Source organism: Capnocytophaga sp. ARDL2 (assembly GCF_041530365.1).
Taxonomy (GTDB): domain Bacteria; phylum Bacteroidota; class Bacteroidia; order Flavobacteriales; family Flavobacteriaceae; genus Flavobacterium.
In genome coordinates this window covers 2,281,851-2,299,456 of record NZ_CP168034.1, presented here as the reverse complement: position 1 = coordinate 2,299,456, position 17,606 = coordinate 2,281,851, and the positions used below count along the sequence as shown (strand labels likewise).

Here is a 17,606-nt window from a genome sequence, read left to right as displayed (position 1 = left end):
AAACGCACTTTTAATAGTTGAAATAAAATATGAAAGATAATAAACCAGTCATTCAACGCAATGATGGTAGTAATAGAGGTATTACATTTATTGTAGTGTTGATAATTGCATTGGCAATCACTTATCTTTTTGAAAAAGATTTTCCTACAGATCTTTCTTTTTTCAATTTAGATAAAATAGAAGGCATAATGAAAAGTGCCTCTGTAAAAGAAATGGAGAATAAAAATTTGGAAGAAAAGACTTTTCAGGATGTAGAAGAAGAAATTTTAAATGTAGCTACCTCTGATGAACCAAGAGATATTGTAGTTTTAGATGCTTTAGCAGAGATGCCATTGTATTGGAAAGAGAAATTTGTAAAGGAAATTCAATTGTTGGGATTAGAAAGAGATTGGCATTTTATTATTTCAGCCACAATTACAGAAGACGGAAGTCTTACAGACGTTGAATTGTCCAATGATCCTTATGAAATCAAAGACGAAGTACTACGAGTTATTGAAACATTACCCAAATGGCAACCTGCATTAAAAGAAGGAAAAGCTGTATCTTCATTGGAGTTTATAGATATATATATCCCAGTAACTAATGAATCAATTGGTAGTGAAAAAGAAACGTTTATCAGTAATATTTTTAATAAAAAGAATGTCAAAACTATTTTATTTTTTGGTGCTATTGTTTTGTTTTTTCTCAGTTCGAATAGAAGTAAAACCAATAAAGATTCATTTGACGAGTAATGATTTTTTTCAGTCTAAAGATACAATCGAAAAAGTGTATCGTGTAGTTGAAACCAAAGCTCAAATGCCTGATGGTTGGCAACAAAGTTTTGTGTAAGAATTTGTTTCACTTATAAAGGATACTTCTATTGAGCAAATCAATATTAGAGTTGCTTTTGTGATAGAACGAAATGGTGCTTTGACAGATCTAAAAGTTTTGAATGATGAATATCAATTGACTGGCGAAGTTCAAAGAGTTTTGTATCGTTTACCCAATTGGTCTCCATCACAACATAAAGGAGAAATTGTGCGTTCGCGTGTTGTACAACCCATTGTGATTTGTTTGCATCATCAAGAGGAAAAACAAGAATTTAATTCAAAACCTAAAATGCCAAAAGATTGGTATGTCAAAGTTTTGTATGCAATAGATATGAAACAATTGGACAAAGGAAGCATGAAGTTTTGTTGTCGTTTGTAGTAGAAAAAGTCGGTTCGTTGTCAAATATTACGATATTGACTGACACACAGAAATTAACGCTTCAGTTTCAAAAAATAATAAAAAAACTACCAATATGGGAACCTGCATATATCAATGGGGTGCCAGCAAGATATAATGTGGTAGAACCTTTTATCATAGAATTGGAATATGAAGCAAAAGAAGAATGAGGGAAGCGTACCTTAGTGCCTTATATTTAAAAAAATAGAAATAACTAATGAATAGTAAAGAAGAAAATCAACAAATAGTACAACAAAAATCTTGGGTAAAACGTTTTGTGTTTTTTGTAGGCATATTGTTTTTGTTGTTGTACATTGTGTTGGGGGGAATTTTTATCTTTTGGAAAGATATGCCTTATTTCGATTTGAGCTATAACCAACGATTGTGGTTTGGAATCATTTTGTGGGTGTATAGTGTGATTAGATTTTTTAGGATATTATCACAACGAAAAGACTTGTGAAAAATAGGAAAATAAGTTATATATTTGAAAAATAATAAAAGTAAATCAACACAAAATAAATTATGAAAAAAATCATCACAGCAGTAGCAATAGTTTTGGGAATATCGGCAACTGCACAAGACAAAAAAGAAGTTTTATCATCTAGAAATCATGAATTTAGATGGGATGTTTCAAGGCTTTTGGCAGGGCATTCTGTTGATTTTGCCTATGAAAAAATAACTCATAATTCACTAACTTTCGGAATCGGAGCTTCATACGGTTTAGGAAGTTTGGAAAAAGATGTTTACGATATGTCTTCGTCAATGAATTTTACAATAAATCCTTATGTTCGTTATTATATTTTAGAAAACCAACGCAAACAAAACAGAGGAATGTTTATAGAAGGAGCTATTGTTTTACATTCTACAGATTATATAAATATTAATAGAATCTATTCAGAAAGTCATCATTATCCAGTAAAAACAACTATTGTAGAATCTACAAAGTTTGATTTAGCGATGAGTTTTGCCTTAGGATGGAAAATAATAAATAGCGAAGGTTTTGTATTGGATTTAAGCACCGGAGTTGCAAGAAATATATTACATCCAAATTTAAAAAATGCTTTTTTCAAAGGCGGTGTGTCATTAGGATATAGATTTTAATAAATTCAACGTTTGAGAAAAATAATTTTACCATACATTTTGTCATTGGGAATGACGACTACAGCTCAGGAAATAGATATCAGTAAAACGCACGAGTAAAAGTGGGATGTTTCAAGCCTTTTGGTGGGACATTCTATTGATGTTGCTTACGAAAGAATTACTACACAATCTATCACATACGGTGTAAATGTTGCTTATGGCATATAGAAAGAGATTATGGGATATATGAAGATAATATTCTTATGTTTTCAACATCGCCTTATATTCGATACTATATATTAGAAAGACAAAGGCATAAAAACAAAGGATTGTTTGTGTAAAGAGCTATTGATTTGCAATATGCAAAAGACATTACTACTCATGCTGTAGTTGAAGAAAATGGGATAGGAAAACCAGTTAAAAAAGTAGATAACTATTTCGATGCAGGAATGAGTTTTACAATTGGATGGGAAATAGTAAATTCAGTAGGTTTTGTTTTAGATTTTATTTAGGAGCTGGAAGAAATATAATACATCCAGATTTGTCACCAGCATATTTTAAAGGTGGATTTTCTATAGGGTATAGATTTTAATTTAAAGAAATAGATATGAGAAAAATAGGATTAATTGCCATTGTAATTTCACAAGGATTATTTGCCCAAAGTACTGATTATACTCCCATAGAAAATAGAAAGCATGAAGTGAGATTCGATGCTATAAGAATGATTGCAGATAGCGAAGCGCGATTTACTTATGAATATGTTGGCGATGATAGTGCAGGCTATGGAGTATATATCAGAATGGGATTTAAGGATTTTAACAGTCAGATGAAAAAGCAGAGCTATTATGAGGACACAAAGAGAAATGATATTGTAATTAGTCCTTTTTATCGCTTTTATTTTTCAAAAGAAAAAAGTTTGGAATCACGTGGATTTTTTGTTGATGGATCTTTAGATATTATTAGAGCTACACAACGAGTTTATATCAATAGAAATCCCAATGTGCCTCTTGATTACTCTGAAAAAACAGAAACAAATGTAGGAATAGGATTTGGATTGGGCTGGAAATGGGTAAATTCTAAAGGAATAATATTAGATTTACACTTAGGTATAGGAAGAAATTTCTCTTCTGATAGTTTTAATGATTTTTACAAAAAAGGAGGTATTTCTGTAGGATATAGATTTTAAGAAAAAGTAAAGCTGTCTGATTTTTTCAGACAGCTTTTTAATTTTAATGAGGAATCTCATGAATTGAATAAAATTCTTTGATTACTTCCAAATCTGTACGAAACGCCAGCATTTTATCTCCAAATAGTTGCATTCCTTCTTGTTGCAAGGCTGGAGCAAATTCCTTTCTATATCTTTCTAAATCTTCTTTTGTATTGGCATAGTATTGCACAGAATAGGTGATTCCACCCATTTCTTCATCAACCAATACTCTGACCAATCTCGCTGAAACAAAGCATCCTGTGTCCACTACTTCTTGAATGTGTTTTTCTTGCATCCATTGTAGCCAGGCGTCGTGTATGCTTTCGTCTATGTTTAATGTTACATTGTATATAATCATTTTTTTCTTTGTTTTTTTGTCCCAAAGCTGACGCATTGGGTTACGAATGGTTCAACTCCCCGAGTTGCTTTACGAAATATCGAACGATGCTTTTTTCAAAAGAAAAGCGTCTCTAATTTTTAAAAAATATCTGGTACTCTGTGGTAAAAAACTATGTGTCTATGTATTGAATAAAAAACTAATCAATAATATCAAAACCACAGTACGGACGCAATACTTCTGGAATAACAATTCCTTCTGGCGTCTGATAGTTTTCTAAAATACCTGCTATAACTCTCGGCAATGCCAATGAACTTCCGTTTAATGTATGTGCCAATTGTGTTTTACCGTCTTTTCCTTTAAATCTTAATTTCAAGCGGTTGGCTTGATATGTTTCAAAGTTTGATACAGACGAAATTTCCAACCAGCGGTTTTGAGCTGTTGAAAATACCTCAAAATCATACGTCAATGCCGATGTGAAGCCCATGTCTCCTCCGCACAAACGCAAAATACGGTAAGGCAATTTCAATTCGTTCAAAATCGTTTTTACATGTTCTACCATTCCGTCCAATGCTTCGTACGATTTTTCTGGATGCTCGATGCGTACGATTTCTACTTTGTCGAATTGGTGCAAGCGGTTCAATCCTCTTACATGTGCTCCGTACGAACCTGCCTCTCTACGGAAACAAGGGGTGTAACCTGTAGCACAAATAGGCAATTCGCTTTCTTGTAAAATCACATCGCGGTATAGGTTGGTAACAGGTACTTCTGCAGTTGGAATCAAATACAAATCATCCACTTGGCAATGATACATTTGCCCTTCTTTGTCTGGCAATTGCCCAGTACCATACCCCGATGCTTCGTTGATTAAATGCGGTACTTGAAATTCTCTATATCCTACCTCTGTATTTTTGTCGAGGAAATACGAAATCAAAGCTCTTTGCAATTTTGCACCTTTTCCTTTGTAAACAGGAAAACCAGCTCCTGTGATTTTTGCTCCCAAATCAAAGTCGATGATGTCGTATTTTTTTGCCAATTCCCAGTGAGGTAATGCACCTTCGTGAAGTGTTGGAACTTCACCTGCTACAAAAACCGTCAAATTATCATCGGCATTTTTTCCTTCTGGAACATTATCCGCAGGAACATTCGGAATTTTATACAATTCTTCCGTCAACTCCGCAGTAGTTTCGTTCAATTTTTCAGTTAAATTTTTACTTTGCTCTTTTAGTTGAACGGTTTTTTCTTTCAACAATTCGGCTTTGGCTTTTTCGCCATTTTTCATCAAAAGACCAATTTCCTTAGAAATTTTGTTTGATTCGCCCAAAATATTGTCTAATTCTACTTGAGTAGCACGACGGATTTCGTCCAATTCTACTACTTTTTCAATCAATTCAGTAGCGTTGATATTTCTTTTTTCAAGTGCTTTGATGACACGCTGTTGATTTTCTCTTATATATTGTAATTGTAACATAATAAATATTTTCCTTTGTTTTGTATTCTAACTTTCAGGTGCCAGTTGCACTTTCAATCCATCGATTTCGTTGGTAATATGGATTTGACAACCCAATCGACTATTTTCTTGCACATTAAACGCTTCCCAAAGCATAGCCTCTTCATCTGGATTTTTTTCAGGTAGCGTTATTTCGTCTTCGTTGAGCACATAACACTGACACGAAGCACACATAGCCATTCCGCCACATATCCCAATTGTACCTTCTTCTGCCAATTCATACGCACGAACTAACTCCATAATATTCATGCTCATATCGGTAGGAGCATCTACGGTATGTTCTGTTCCATTGCGGTCGATAATCGTAATTTTTACATCACTCATAATCTCTTGATTTTTTTGCAAAGATATTGAATTCCTGTTTATTTTTATCTACAATAATGTGTTGATATTTTCCAACGGACGACCAATCACAGCTTTGTCTCCTTTGATGAAAATAGGGCGTTCGATCAATTTAGGGTGTTCGTACAAAGCTTCGACAATTTCTTCGTCAGAGAGATTTTTGTCTTTGAAGTTTTCTTTCCATATCGCCTCATTTTTTCTTACCAATTGGATAGGAGAAAGGTTTAGTTTTTTCAAAATATCTTTGATTTCATCAACAGACAATGGATTATTTAGATATTCTACTACTTCGTGAGAGAGATTTTGTTCGCATAAAAAGTTCAAACCGTCTCGAGATTTGCTGCAACGAGGATTGTGAATAATTTGTATCATATTTTTTTGTAATTTAGCCCAAAAATAAGAAAAAATGTTTTTAAATCAAGTTAAAAAAGACGGAAACTCAAAAATTTTATATGCAATAGGTATTATTGCAATTTGTTTATTTTTTGGAGCAAATTTATTGGCTTCTAGGGGTATGGACACAGCCGATATGATTGCTACTATGGCAAAGCAAATGGGGCAGAATATGACATTTTTCTTTATGTTGATTCCCTTTGTTTTCCTATTGATTGGATTGTTGATTTGGTCGATTTTGGTTCACAAACAATCAATTACACAACTGATTACTTCGAGAGAGAACATAGATTTCAAAAGGATATTTACCGCATTTTTCACTTGGGCAGTATTAATGATTTGTATGTTGGGAATAGAATATGTTTTAGACCCTGAAAAGTTTATTATTCAATTTGATATAAATAAATTTTTTCCTTTGTTTCTCATAGCAATCATTTTAGTACCGATTCAGACTACTTGTGAAGAATTGATGTTTCGCTCATATATGACGCAAGGAGTATTTGCTTTGACAGGTGTCAGGATTTTGGCGTGGATTATTCCATCGGTATTGTTTGGATTGATGCATATTTCCAACCCAGAGGCTCAGGCGATGGGTGTAACCGTAATGATATATTACATAGGTACTGGATTGTTTTTAGGAGCGTTGACACTTTTGGACGAAGGAAGCGAATTGGCAATAGGTTTTCATGCAGCAAACAATTTGATAGGAAGTTTGTTGGTAACTTCTTCAGACTCTGTGTTTCAAGTACCATCGGTATTTATTTACGAAAATGGTTTAAATTCTACATTTGAAATATTTATTCCAGTATTTGTCATCTTTCCTTTACTGCTGTATTTCTTTCACAAGCGATTTAAGTTTAAATTGTCGTTTGGGAAATTGCTATCGTTTAGAGGATGATATTACTAATGAGTTATTTTTTTATAAAGTATCAAAAAACAATCTCGTTGATAATCAGCTTTAAATACACTGTATTTAATTGGTTTTAAATACTGTTTTTTTATCATATTAGAAATATCTGAGTAAAATAGAGAAATGAACGAGAAGGGTAAAAAAAAGCGTAGTGTTTTTGCTATCTAAAAAAATCTTAGGTTCTCAGTGGTAAGAAAGCTATGTTTTTATGTGGTAAAAAATATACGAATTGCTTTCCCAAATAATAATTATGCAATTAAACTCCAATTTTTCAATAAACGACGAACTTTTTTCATTGGATAAATGGAAAAAGGATGGCTACTTTTGGCAACATTCAACTGATACTCATTGGATAGAATTTTCAGAATCAGTCAAAGAATGGTTGTCTGAGGAAGAATTTGTCAGTATTCATACTTCTGGTTCGACGGGTACACCTAAAGAAATATTATTGTCTAAAAAAGCTATGTTTCAGTCTGCAAGGGCAACGGCAGAATTTTTTCAATTAGGCGAAAAAAGTCAAGTCTTGTTATGCCTTTCTTCTCGATATATTGCAGGAAAGATGATGGTAGTCAGAGCAATGGTCAACGGTTGGCATCTTGTGGTGCAACCAGCGTCGAGTACGCCTTTGCAAAATCAAGATTCAGTATTTGATTTTGTAGCAATGGTACCTATGCAAGTAGAACATTCGTTACACGAAATAGAAAAATGTAGAAAAATTATCATCGGAGGAGCCAAATTATCCGACAAACTACGAGAACAATTGTTATCGAAAAATGTCCAAGCCTTTGAAACCTACGGAATGACAGAAACTGCCACGCATATTGCTATAAAATCGATTGATGACACTGTTTTTCGTAGTTTGCCTCATGTGAACATTTCAACAGACCATCGCAATTGTTTAGTGATTGCCAATGAATTTTTACCCGATGGGAAAATCACTACCAATGATGTAGTAGATTTGATAGGCGACAACAGTTTTCATTGGAAAGGAAGAGCCGATTTTATCATAAACAGTGGGGGAGTGAAAATCAATCCCGAGGCGGTAGAGGATAAATTGTCAAAATACATCCATCGTAGATTTTTTGTAGCAGGAATTCCAGATGAGCTGTTAGGAGAAAAAGTAGTTTTGATTATCGAAGGCGATGAATATTCGATTTCAGAAGATATTTTTAGCGATTTGTCAAAATATGAAAAACCTAAGGCGGTCTATTTTATCAATCAATTTCTCGAAACCGATACTCATAAGATTTTACTAAAACAGACGGTGGAGACAATTGTAAAAGGGTAAGATGATGATATACATTCTTATAAGCATTATTACGGAGCGAGGTATTATGATTCGAGGTTGAGTGTTTGGATTTCGGTTGATCCCTTGGCGGAGGAAACAATGACGCCTTATCAGTATTGTAGTAACAATCCCATTAATAAAGTTGATCCTACTGGAATGGCTGACCATGACTATAGGATTAATAAAGATACAGGAGAAATTACATTACATCAATTGACCGATGACGATTTTGATAGACTTTTGATAACAAATAAAAGAGGAGAAAATGAAGTAGCAATTGATAATGTGCCAAAAGGAATATTATAAGATGGTATAAACTTTAAGGAGAATTATAATGTAATTAGCTTAGAGAATAATGAAAATCCTAATTTAAGTGAAACTCAGATTCAAAACTTTATTCAAAATTATTCGAAAGTAGTCGGAGTAGAAATTTCTGGATATGGATTGGGTAATAGATTGGAAGAAGAAGTTAAGAACTATTTGATAGAACCACATTTAAAAAATGAGAAAGATCTTTCTTATTCAATTCGAATGAATAAAAATACTAGAGTAAGGGATGAGTTTTTGAACGGTTTTGTAGGAAGAGGTAGATACACTAAAATTCATTTTCATACTCATCCAAATGATGACGATCCTAGTAGTCAAGATAGAGAAAGGGCTAGGCATAAAATAATTCCTCATTATGTTTTTGGAAAAACATTAAATTTTTTATACAATCAATATGGAGTCGAAAAAAGATACAAAAGAAACTAGTTTTAAAATGACTATAATAGTTTTCACATTATTATTGTATAGTTGTGTATCAACAAGAGGAAAAGATAATATTCAAGAACCTCATTTAAAAGCAGTAGAACATTTTATTAAAAAATATAAACCAAAAATAAAAGACAATATTTTTGATGTATCAAATTACAAAACTCAAGAAAATGTAGAAATGTTTTTTGTAAATAGATATATTAATAAGGTTATTCTTGATGACGATGGGTACGGTATGTATCCTGAAAAATATTATTTGTATGGTGATGATTTGTTTTTTATTGGTAGTAAATTTACAAATACCCCAAAAAACGATGTTTATACAATGTTGAAAAAACACAATTTGATAGACTCAACATTTTATAAATTAGAAAAAGGTATGATAAAATTTGAAGATTTGTCTCCTTTAGATGGAAAGGATATTTATGACGATAAAGAAAAAGGAGCAATATATGTAATTTGTTTAAAATCAAATAAAATACTACAAGAAAAATATACAAACAGTGGTCGTGTTTATCAAAGAATGGTAGAAATGGCTAAAAAAACTAAGAGATGTAATTAACCCCAAAATCCGCCAAGCTGTAAACCTGGCGGAGTGAATTTCTTTGAATATCGGTAGGATGTTAGCCGTTTGCCTTTCATTTTTTTTTAAACATTTTTTATTTTGCTAAAAATCATTACATTTACCTCGTTGTTTAGATAAAATAAAAAGTTTGTGAAAGATAAGTTTATAAGTCTCGAACCCGTACAACCATCGTTGGACAGAGTTTATTACTACCACGGCGACCACTTAAATTCAAGTACTTACGTTACAGATGATATCGAACGACCAGTAGCATATTATGATTATTTGCCTTTTGGTGAAACAATGGTAGAACACAACCAAACGACGAATTTCAACAATGGGTATAAATTCAACGCTAAAGAACTCGATGAAGCGACAGGGATGAGTTACTATGGAGCGAGGTATTATGATTCGAGGTTGTCGGTTTTTGTGAGTGTGGATCCGTTGGCGGAGAAATACAGGAATATTGGAGGTTATGTTTATACTGCTAATAATCCAATAAACTTTATTGATCCTGATGGAGAGGAGGTGAAAATAACATTTAACAAGAGTACTAGAAAATTGTTAATCATAGATTTAGATCATTATAAGAAATACTTACCCACTAAATATGTTTCAGCTAAAGATTATGTTCAAGGAGGGATTAGAGATAAAAATGGAAAGTTAACTCATAATCAAGTTTTAGTTATAGAAAATGTTTTTAGTGGAGGTAAGTCAGTAAATGGTATAGTAGAAAGAGATCCTAAGAGACCTCAACAAAAGCCACTACCAAATGGAAATTACGATTTATTAGATAATAATTCAGATACAAAACATATAGGATGGTATAGGCTTGATAAACAAGACTCTTCTTTATATAATGATAGAGATGATGATACAGGAAGAGACGGTTTTAGACTTCATTTAGGTACAGAAAGTTGGGGGTGTATAACTTGTGATACATCTAAAGAAAATAGATATGAAGAGTGGGAAGTTTTAACAAAAATATTAGACAGTACAACAACTTCAACAGTTCCTGAAAAAAGGGGAAGGCAAAGGTGGAATATATTTTCAAAACGAATTAAATATGGGACGGTTGAAGTAATAGGTAAAGACAATATTGAAACTAAAAATGTTAAGAAATGAAAAGTGTTGTTTATACAAAATTCATAATGTTTTTATTAGTTGCTTCATGCAAAACAAATTGTGAAATTAATGGAATTAAAGTAGACGAATTACTTTATTCTGTATCTTATAATAAATCTATCTATTATTGTGAATTATTGGAACTAGCTCTCAATGGAGACGATGAAGCAATAAAAGAAATATCTCTATTAGAGTTTTATAATGCTGTTGCTTACGAACATGGAATTATTGTTGTAGAACTGATATTACATATTGGTGAAAATAACTATATTAAAGCAATTGAAGGATTAAATGAGAAGCAAAAACATCTTGTTGAAGCATATGTAAATATAGGGTTAGAATATGGAGTAAATTCAAGAATTAACAATAAAGAAATAAATAAACAATTTCCAAAATTAGATTTGTTTTTGAAAAATTAAAGACACTATCCGCCTCGTTTTAAACTTGGCAGATTGTTTGACAGCGGTACAAAACATCAATGCAGACCCATCTTATCAAAATGCTTGTGATAAACTCTATGCCGTAAACGCATTAAACTGCTCACCCGCAGATGTGATTGATGTGGTGATTACCGACCCTGTGTACACCCCAGAGGAAATCAGTGAGTTGGATTGTATTAATGCGATATATCAATTGTTTTATTTGTCTGTATATAAAAGTAGTAGTACCTATTGGTTGAATGCAGATGTAAAACGCTGTTATAGCCAAATAAAAGGTATAATCATGAAATATTTTATAACACCAGAACCACAACGAATGGATCCTTGTGAGTTTTGGGAGTATTTACAACAATTTTTACCGTGTGAACCTACGCCAACAATCCAAGAGCCAGTTCCAACACCGGGCGGAGCGTTAAGAAAACAGCCAGTGGCTGTTTTTAGCGAACGAGCCAGGAGGCGAGGTGGCAAAGCCCCTGTACACGGTTTTGAACCCGTACAGCCCTCGCTCGATAGAGTGTATTACTACCACGGTGACCACTTAAATTCAAGTGCTTACGTTACAGATGATATCGGAAGACCAGTTGCGTATTATGATTATTTGCCTTTTGGCGAAATCGAAACGAAGTGGAGATTCATCGAATACCAAAACAATACAACTCGAATGAGATAATTTGCTGTGGAGCATAATCAAACCACTAACTTCAACAACGGCTACAAGTTCAACGCTAAAGAACTAGACCAAGCCACGGGTATGAGTTATTATGTTTCTCTATACAATCATTTAAAATACTTATTCTATTGTATAACGATATGGTTGGAATCAAGTACTTGGGACATATTGCAATGATAGCAAATAGTTATAAAAAAAATATTAGATAATATCAATCCCTCTTAAATAAAAAATAACACAATAAATTTGCTGTTTTTTTAGAAAATTAGTACATTCGCCAAAAGTATAAAATAACAATCTATTCACTTTATAATAATATGTCAAAAATAGCTACAGTTACAATAGATGATTTAAAGGTAGATTTGCCTTTAATTGAGGGGACAGATAATGAAAATGCCATTGATATAGAAAAACTTAGAGCAGCTACTGGTTTGGTTACTTTAGATCCAGGGTACAAAAATACAGGAGCTTGTAAAAGTGCAATCACTTATCTCGATGGAGAAAAAGGAATTTTGAGATATAGAGGATATTCTATTGAAGATTTGGCTGAAAAATCAAACTTTTTAGAAGTAGCTTATTTGATTATTTTTGGGGAACTCCCTACTAAAACTCAAATTGAGCAGTTTGAAAATGATATTCGTAAGCATACTTTGGTAAACGAGGAAATGAAATCGATTATTGACGGTTTCCCAAAGCATGCTCACCCAATGGGCGTGTTGTCTTCGCTTACTTGTGCGTTGACGGCATTTAACCCAAGTGTGGTAAATGTTGCCAATGAAAAACAAATGTACGATGCCATCTGTAAAATCATGGGTAAATTCTTGGTTTTGGCTACTTGGACATACAGAAAAGCAAAAGGTTATCCATTGAATTACTACGACAATACAAAATCGTATGTAGAAAACTTCTTGCGTTTGATGTTCCAATTACCAACAGAGCCATACAAAGTAAATCCTGTGGTACAAAATGCCATTGATAAATTGTTTATCTTACACGCAGACCACGAGCAAAACTGTTCGACTTCAACAGTGCGTATGGTAGGATCGTCTCATGCAGGTTTGTTTGCTTCAATTTCAGCAGGAGTTTCAGCATTGTGGGGACCGCTACATGGTGGAGCGAACCAAGCAGTTTTGGAAATGTTGGAAGAAATCCAAAAAGACGGAGGAGATGCAGACAAATATTTAGCAAAAGCAAAAGACAAAAACGATCCATTCCGTTTGATGGGATTCGGACACAGAGTATATAAAAACTTTGACCCGCGTGCACGTATTATCAAAAAAGCAGCAGAAGAGGTGTTGGCAGATTTGGGAGTAAATGACCCAATCTTGAAAATCGCGAAAGATTTGGAAGAAAAAGCCTTGAAAGACGAATATTTCGTAGCGAGAAACTTGTATCCAAATGTAGATTTCTATTCTGGAATCATTTACAGAGCTTTGGGTATTCCTACAGAAATGTTTACCGTAATGTTTGCAATCGGACGTTTGCCAGGATGGGTAGCTCAATGGAAAGAAATGAGAGAAAACAAAGAACCAATTGGTCGTCCAAGACAATTATACATCGGTGAATCGTTCAGAGCTTTCAAAGAAATCAACGAAAGATAATATTATTCAATAACTCAAAGACTGCTTGATAAGAGCAGTCTTTTTTTAACTAGTGAAGTTATGAAATGGGAAAGAAAAACAAGTAAAAATTTTGAAGACCGTAGAGGTACTTCAACAGGTGGAAAAGCCATCATGGGTGGTGGAATCATCGGAATTGTAGCCTTACTACTCACTTTATTTGGAGGTGAAACAGGACAAGTGGTAGGGAATATTCTTCAACAAACGCAAGGGGGAGCAAACAACGAAACCGTAAAAACACGAGAATTGTCGAGTGAGGAAATCACTTTGGGACAGTTTTCTGAAGCCGTTTTTGTGTACAACAACGAAACTTGGATAGAAATTTTTAAAGAAAATGGTCAAACCTACAAAGAACCAGGAATGGTCTTATTTGATGACGGTGTACACACTGCCTGTGGTTCGGCTACTTCAGCAGCAGGTCCATTTTATTGTCCTGGTGACTATAAGGTGTATATGGATTTGAGATTTTTTGAAGAATTGCATACGAGATTTGGTGCGAAAAGAGGAGATTTTACCATTGCGTATGTGATTGCTCACGAAGTAGGACATCATGTGCAAACTTTGGTGGGAATCAATCAAAAAATCCGTCAAGCACAGCAAGGTGTTTCAAAAGCACAAGCCAATAAATTGTCTGTTGCTCAAGAACTTCAAGCCGATTTTTATGCAGGCGTTTGGGCGAGTAGAAATAAGCATTTGTTAGAGGCAGGAGATATAGAAGAAGCCATCAGTGCAGCAGAAGCGGTTGGTGACGATGCCATCCAATCAAAAATGCATGGACATGTACAACCGGAAACTTTTACACATGGTACTTCGGCACAGCGTAAATACTGGTTCTTGAAAGGTTATGAAACAGGAGATATCAAAGTAGGAGATATTGATATAATTTACAAGAGTTTGTAAATTGATTTTATATAAAAAAAAGAGGTTTAGTGTTTTACTTAACCTCTTTTTTTATTATTTTTGAAAAGGATCTCTTGAAAAAATGGAGATAAAAAAACTACTCAACTATAAAAGGAGAGTAGCCATAGTAGCGGGAACAGGACTCGAACCTGTGACCTTCGGGTTATGAGCCCGACGAGCTACCTACTGCTCTATCCCGCGATATTTGATGCAAATATACGACAAATATTTTTACTGACCAATATTTTTTTGAAAATGGATAAAAAAAAAAATAAAATAACTTGTTATTCCGGTGGAGCAGAAGGGGCTGATTCGTATTTTGAATACTTTTCTTTACTTCACCAATTAGCTGTTGTGCCATTTTCATACAAGACCAAATTTCACAATTCCGAACACAAACGCGAATTGACAGAAGACGAATACCACGAAGGCGTAGCAATGGTGGTCAAAGTAAACGAAGTTTTAAAACGTAGTCATATCCAAAAATATTATCGATTACTTGCCCGCAATTGGTTTCAAATCAAGTATGTCAAGCAGGTGTTTGCCATTGGCGAATTTGTACGTTCATCTCATCGACCAATCGAAATAAAAGGAGGTACTGCATGGGCAGTAGAAATGGCAAAAATTCAAATGCTACCAATCTATTTTTATGAGCAAAAAGAAATGCAATGGTTTGAATATGACTATAAAAAGTTTCAATTTGTACTTTGTAAAGATAAAGTGAAAATTACTGAAAATGCTTTTGCAGGTATTGGTACTCGTAAAATCAATATTTTTGGTATTGGTGCTATAGAACAATTATTTAAAAACTCTTTTGAGGAGTAAAAACGTTTTTCTACTAAATCTAAAATTATTCTTAATTATTCTTTCAAAATATTATCAAAACTTCTATCTTTGCACCAATTTAAAAAGGGGTGCTAATTTATTGGCTGAGATGATACCCAATGAACCTGGGCAGGTAATGCTGTCAAGGGAAAAACGTTTATTTTATTTGGGATAATAATACTACAATTATTTTTCATCTTTCCTAATATTTAGGTAACTTCTTTTCTTTTAATTTAACATTTATATAATGAATAAAAAGTACATTTTTCTAGCTGTCTTATGTATGATAGCTCAAAGTAATTTTTATGCTCAAGAGGTAGAAAAAGATGATGAAGTTGAAGTGCTTGAAGAAATCATCGTAAAAGCTGTACGAGCAGATAAAAATACACCTATTGCATATTCCAACCTTGACAAAAAAGAACTCGAAAAACGCAATTTGGGACAAGATATACCTGTGTTGCTTAATGTATTGCCGTCGGTGGTAACGACTACTGATGCTGGTAATGGCGTGGGATATACAGGAATCCGTGTGAGAGGTAGTGATGCTACGCGTGTCAATGTTACACTCAACGGTATTGCCTACAATGATTCGGAATCTCATGGAACTTTTTGGGTAAATATGCCAGATTTTGTTTCTTCTGTACAAAACATTCAGTTGCAAAGAGGAGTAGGTACTTCGACTAATGGAGCTGGTGCTTTTGGTGCGAGTTTAAATTTATTGACAGATGGGTTTTCGTATGACCCATATGCCGAAATTAGTAATTCATTTGGTAGTTTCAATACTAGAAAACACACTTTGAAATTTTCGTCTGGATTGCTCAATAATACCATAGAATTTCAAGGACGAATCTCAAAATTGAACTCAGATGGTTATATAGACCGTGCGTGGGCAGATATGTCATCTTATTTCTTGCAGGGAACTTTTATCAACAAAGGTACATTGATCAAAGCCTTGACTTTTGGTGGAAAACAACAAACCTACCAAGCATGGAATGGTGCTACTCAAAAGGAAATTGATAAACACGGTCGTACATTCAATTCGGGTGGGGTATATTATGACGCGGATGGAACTATGAAGTTTTACGACAACGAAACCGACAACTATTGGCAAGATCATTATCAATTGCATTGGAGTGAAAAATGGTCGAGCAATTGGCGTACAAACTTTGCTTTGCACTATACCAAAGGTTATGGATATTATGAAAATTATAAATTAGACCGAAAATTGTCTAATTACGGTATTCAAGGGTTGACAATCAATGGGGAAGAGGTAAAACGAAGTGATTTGATTCAGAGAAAATACCTCGACAATGATTTTTACGGATTTACATCATCGGCTCAATACACTACTCAAGATGTTGAAGTAATTGTAGGTGCTGCTGCCAATAGATACAAAGGCGATCACTTTGGAGAGGTGTTGTGGGTAAAAGAACCAGTGGAATTGGATTACAAACAACAATATTATTTTGACAATTCTACTAAAAATGATTTCAATACTTTTGTAAAAGCCACTTGGTTTGTCAATGATTTTGTATTTTACGGAGATTTGCAATATCGAAAAGTAGGTTATACAGCCAATGGAAAAGAAACAGGAAATGTAAATGATACATTCCGTTTTTTCAATCCAAAAGTTGGGGCGACTTATACAATTGACAATACACAACAAGTATATGCGTCGTTTGCAAGGGCCAATCGCGAACCCAACCGTGAGGATTATAAAAATGGAAATCCAGTACCAGAACGATTGAACGATTTTGAGGTAGGATACCGTTTCCAAAACGACAGACAACAAGCTGTGAATGTCAATGTGTATTATATGAGGTACAAAAACCAACTGGTACTGACAGGGGCATTGAGCGATACAGGTGCACCGATTCGTCAAAACAGTGGAGACAGTTACCGTTTGGGTGTAGAAATCGATGCCTATATTCCTTTAGCAGAAAATTGGATTTTTGCACCGAATGTAGCGATAAGCGACAACAAAAATATCGATTTCAAGGCTTCGATTGATGGAGTGATTCAGCATTTAGGAAATACACCGATTGCTTTTTCACCAAATGTGATTGCAGGAGGTAGCATAGCCTATAAAAAAGACAATTGGCAAATCACTTGGATACCAAAGTATGTTGGAAAACAATACATGAGCAATACCAAAGATGATAAATCAGTATTGAATAATTATTTTACCAATGATTTGGTGTTTAATTATTCGTGGAAGCCAGAACGCTACATCAAACAAGTAGATTTTAATTTGATGTTCAACAATCTTTTGGGTAGAAAATACATTTCCAACGGATATTTCTACACATTTGATGACGACTGGTCAAATCCTGGAACAATTGAAACCAAAAGAGTTTCGGGATATTATCCACAAGCACAATTCAACTTCTTAGCAGGAGTTTCGTTGAAGTTTTAATAGTAAAAAAAGACCGT

At 33.9% G+C, this 17,606-nt stretch carries 23 protein-coding genes, 1 tRNA gene and 1 riboswitch; of the genes, 19 read left to right on the top strand and 5 right to left on the bottom strand.

The window, feature by feature from the left end; translation table 11 throughout:
• Positions 1-29: 29 nt before the first annotated feature.
• The 7 genes from AB4865_RS11640 to AB4865_RS11610 all read left to right on the top strand — a co-directional run bounded on the left by AB4865_RS11640 (position 30) and on the right by AB4865_RS11610 (position 3,472).
• Entirely contained in the window at positions 30-731 is a 702-nt protein-coding gene (locus AB4865_RS11640; RefSeq protein ID WP_372473464.1) for an energy transducer TonB, read from the top strand.
• Positions 732-888: 157 nt separating this feature from the next.
• Complete coding sequence (locus AB4865_RS11635) at positions 889-1,188, top strand: hypothetical protein (protein ID WP_372473463.1); 300 nt, start codon at positions 889-891, stop codon at positions 1,186-1,188.
• Positions 1,176-1,376, top strand: coding sequence for a hypothetical protein (locus tag AB4865_RS11630; RefSeq protein ID WP_372473462.1), 201 nt, complete (start codon positions 1,176-1,178; stop codon positions 1,374-1,376). The genes AB4865_RS11635 and AB4865_RS11630 overlap by 13 nt, the downstream gene beginning before the upstream one ends.
• 47 nt (positions 1,377-1,423) lie before the next feature.
• Entirely contained in the window at positions 1,424-1,666 is a 243-nt protein-coding gene (locus AB4865_RS11625) for a hypothetical protein (protein WP_372473461.1), read from the top strand.
• Between the two features lie 62 nt (positions 1,667-1,728).
• Positions 1,729-2,307 (top strand): hypothetical protein, encoded by a 579-nt coding sequence (locus tag AB4865_RS11620; protein ID WP_372473460.1) that lies wholly within the window; start codon positions 1,729-1,731, stop codon positions 2,305-2,307.
• Positions 2,308-2,639: 332 nt separating this feature from the next.
• Entirely contained in the window at positions 2,640-2,798 is a 159-nt protein-coding gene (locus tag AB4865_RS11615; RefSeq protein WP_372473459.1) for a hypothetical protein, read from the top strand.
• 95 nt (positions 2,799-2,893) lie between these two features.
• The gene (locus tag AB4865_RS11610) at positions 2,894-3,472 is read left to right on the top strand and encodes a hypothetical protein (protein ID WP_372473458.1); all 579 of its coding nucleotides are present in this window, start codon (positions 2,894-2,896) and stop codon (positions 3,470-3,472) included.
• Positions 3,473-3,515: 43 nt separating this feature from the next.
• Here the strand turns inward: AB4865_RS11610 and AB4865_RS11605 are convergent, their stop codons facing one another.
• The 4 genes from AB4865_RS11605 to arsC all read right to left on the bottom strand — a co-directional run bounded on the left by AB4865_RS11605 (position 3,516) and on the right by arsC (position 6,054).
• Positions 3,516-3,851 carry a DUF4286 family protein gene (locus tag AB4865_RS11605; protein ID WP_372473457.1) on the bottom strand — a complete coding sequence of 112 codons (336 nt, stop codon included), beginning with the start codon at positions 3,849-3,851 and terminating at the stop codon, positions 3,516-3,518.
• 178 nt (positions 3,852-4,029) lie between these two features.
• The gene (serS, locus tag AB4865_RS11600; protein WP_372473456.1) at positions 4,030-5,301 is read right to left on the bottom strand and encodes a serine--tRNA ligase; all 1,272 of its coding nucleotides are present in this window, start codon (positions 5,299-5,301) and stop codon (positions 4,030-4,032) included.
• Between the two features lie 27 nt (positions 5,302-5,328).
• Positions 5,329-5,664 (bottom strand): ferredoxin, encoded by a 336-nt coding sequence (locus tag AB4865_RS11595; protein WP_372473455.1) that lies wholly within the window; start codon positions 5,662-5,664, stop codon positions 5,329-5,331.
• A 48-nt stretch (positions 5,665-5,712) separates the two neighbouring features.
• Positions 5,713-6,054, bottom strand: coding sequence for an arsenate reductase (glutaredoxin) (gene arsC, locus AB4865_RS11590; RefSeq protein ID WP_372473454.1), 342 nt, complete (start codon positions 6,052-6,054; stop codon positions 5,713-5,715).
• Positions 6,055-6,088: 34 nt separating this feature from the next.
• Here arsC and AB4865_RS11585 point away from each other — a divergent pair, with 34 nt between their 5' ends.
• The 10 genes from AB4865_RS11585 to AB4865_RS11540 all read left to right on the top strand — a co-directional run bounded on the left by AB4865_RS11585 (position 6,089) and on the right by AB4865_RS11540 (position 14,348).
• Complete coding sequence (locus AB4865_RS11585; RefSeq protein WP_372473453.1) at positions 6,089-6,973, top strand: lysostaphin resistance A-like protein; 885 nt, start codon at positions 6,089-6,091, stop codon at positions 6,971-6,973.
• Between the two features lie 262 nt (positions 6,974-7,235).
• A complete protein-coding gene (locus tag AB4865_RS11580) occupies positions 7,236-8,273 on the top strand; it encodes an AMP-binding protein (RefSeq protein WP_372473452.1) in 1,038 nt (345 codons plus the stop codon).
• 57 nt (positions 8,274-8,330) lie between these two features.
• Entirely contained in the window at positions 8,331-8,579 is a 249-nt protein-coding gene (locus AB4865_RS11575; RefSeq protein WP_372473451.1) for an RHS repeat-associated core domain-containing protein, read from the top strand.
• A gap of 150 nt (positions 8,580-8,729) precedes the next feature.
• The gene (locus tag AB4865_RS11570) at positions 8,730-9,026 is read left to right on the top strand and encodes a hypothetical protein (protein ID WP_372473450.1); all 297 of its coding nucleotides are present in this window, start codon (positions 8,730-8,732) and stop codon (positions 9,024-9,026) included.
• Positions 8,995-9,591: a hypothetical protein gene (locus tag AB4865_RS11565; RefSeq protein WP_372473449.1), complete on the top strand. Its 597-nt coding sequence runs from the start codon at positions 8,995-8,997 to the stop codon at positions 9,589-9,591. Before AB4865_RS11570 ends, AB4865_RS11565 begins: the two co-directional genes overlap by 32 nt.
• A gap of 153 nt (positions 9,592-9,744) precedes the next feature.
• Positions 9,745-10,719 (top strand): RHS repeat domain-containing protein, encoded by a 975-nt coding sequence (locus tag AB4865_RS11560; protein ID WP_372473448.1) that lies wholly within the window; start codon positions 9,745-9,747, stop codon positions 10,717-10,719.
• Positions 10,716-11,138, top strand: a complete 423-nt coding sequence (locus tag AB4865_RS11555; protein ID WP_372473447.1) for a hypothetical protein — start codon at positions 10,716-10,718, stop codon at positions 11,136-11,138. The genes AB4865_RS11560 and AB4865_RS11555 overlap by 4 nt, the downstream gene beginning before the upstream one ends.
• 25 nt (positions 11,139-11,163) lie before the next feature.
• The gene (locus tag AB4865_RS11550; protein WP_372473446.1) at positions 11,164-11,829 is read left to right on the top strand and encodes a hypothetical protein; all 666 of its coding nucleotides are present in this window, start codon (positions 11,164-11,166) and stop codon (positions 11,827-11,829) included.
• A gap of 317 nt (positions 11,830-12,146) precedes the next feature.
• Positions 12,147-13,430, top strand: a complete 1,284-nt coding sequence (locus AB4865_RS11545; RefSeq protein WP_372473445.1) for a citrate synthase — start codon at positions 12,147-12,149, stop codon at positions 13,428-13,430.
• A 60-nt stretch (positions 13,431-13,490) separates the two neighbouring features.
• Positions 13,491-14,348 (top strand): neutral zinc metallopeptidase, encoded by an 858-nt coding sequence (locus tag AB4865_RS11540; protein WP_372473444.1) that lies wholly within the window; start codon positions 13,491-13,493, stop codon positions 14,346-14,348.
• A gap of 128 nt (positions 14,349-14,476) precedes the next feature.
• Here the strand turns inward: AB4865_RS11540 and AB4865_RS11535 are convergent.
• Positions 14,477-14,549 (bottom strand) — tRNA-Met (locus tag AB4865_RS11535).
• Between the two features lie 54 nt (positions 14,550-14,603).
• Between AB4865_RS11535 and AB4865_RS11530 the strand changes: the two genes are divergently transcribed.
• Both AB4865_RS11530 and AB4865_RS11525 read left to right on the top strand, forming a co-directional pair.
• On the top strand, positions 14,604-15,173 hold the full coding sequence (locus tag AB4865_RS11530) for a hypothetical protein (RefSeq protein ID WP_372473443.1): 570 nt from the start codon (positions 14,604-14,606) through the stop codon (positions 15,171-15,173).
• A 75-nt stretch (positions 15,174-15,248) separates the two neighbouring features.
• A riboswitch (TPP riboswitch) is annotated at positions 15,249-15,340 on the top strand.
• Positions 15,341-15,420: 80 nt separating this feature from the next.
• Entirely contained in the window at positions 15,421-17,589 is a 2,169-nt protein-coding gene (locus AB4865_RS11525) for a TonB-dependent receptor (RefSeq protein ID WP_372473442.1), read from the top strand.
• The last annotated feature ends 17 nt before the right edge of the window (positions 17,590-17,606 follow it).

Coding starts and splice junctions, on each gene's coding strand:
- AB4865_RS11640 (WP_372473464.1), top strand. CDS start 30: ATGAAAGATAATAAACCAGTCATTCAACGCAATGATGGTAGTAATAGA.
- AB4865_RS11625 (WP_372473461.1), top strand. CDS start 1,424: ATGAATAGTAAAGAAGAAAATCAACAAATAGTACAACAAAAATCTTGG.
- AB4865_RS11620 (WP_372473460.1), top strand. CDS start 1,729: ATGAAAAAAATCATCACAGCAGTAGCAATAGTTTTGGGAATATCGGCA.
- AB4865_RS11610 (WP_372473458.1), top strand. CDS start 2,894: ATGAGAAAAATAGGATTAATTGCCATTGTAATTTCACAAGGATTATTT.
- AB4865_RS11605 (WP_372473457.1), bottom strand. CDS start 3,851: ATGATTATATACAATGTAACATTAAACATAGACGAAAGCATACACGAC.
- serS (WP_372473456.1), bottom strand. CDS start 5,301: ATGTTACAATTACAATATATAAGAGAAAATCAACAGCGTGTCATCAAA.
- AB4865_RS11595 (WP_372473455.1), bottom strand. CDS start 5,664: ATGAGTGATGTAAAAATTACGATTATCGACCGCAATGGAACAGAACAT.
- arsC (WP_372473454.1), bottom strand. CDS start 6,054: ATGATACAAATTATTCACAATCCTCGTTGCAGCAAATCTCGAGACGGT.
- AB4865_RS11585 (WP_372473453.1), top strand. CDS start 6,089: ATGTTTTTAAATCAAGTTAAAAAAGACGGAAACTCAAAAATTTTATAT.
- AB4865_RS11580 (WP_372473452.1), top strand. CDS start 7,236: ATGCAATTAAACTCCAATTTTTCAATAAACGACGAACTTTTTTCATTG.
- AB4865_RS11565 (WP_372473449.1), top strand. CDS start 8,995: ATGGAGTCGAAAAAAGATACAAAAGAAACTAGTTTTAAAATGACTATA.
- AB4865_RS11555 (WP_372473447.1), top strand. CDS start 10,716: ATGAAAAGTGTTGTTTATACAAAATTCATAATGTTTTTATTAGTTGCT.
- AB4865_RS11545 (WP_372473445.1), top strand. CDS start 12,147: ATGTCAAAAATAGCTACAGTTACAATAGATGATTTAAAGGTAGATTTG.
- AB4865_RS11540 (WP_372473444.1), top strand. CDS start 13,491: ATGAAATGGGAAAGAAAAACAAGTAAAAATTTTGAAGACCGTAGAGGT.
- AB4865_RS11530 (WP_372473443.1), top strand. CDS start 14,604: ATGGATAAAAAAAAAAATAAAATAACTTGTTATTCCGGTGGAGCAGAA.
- AB4865_RS11525 (WP_372473442.1), top strand. CDS start 15,421: ATGAATAAAAAGTACATTTTTCTAGCTGTCTTATGTATGATAGCTCAA.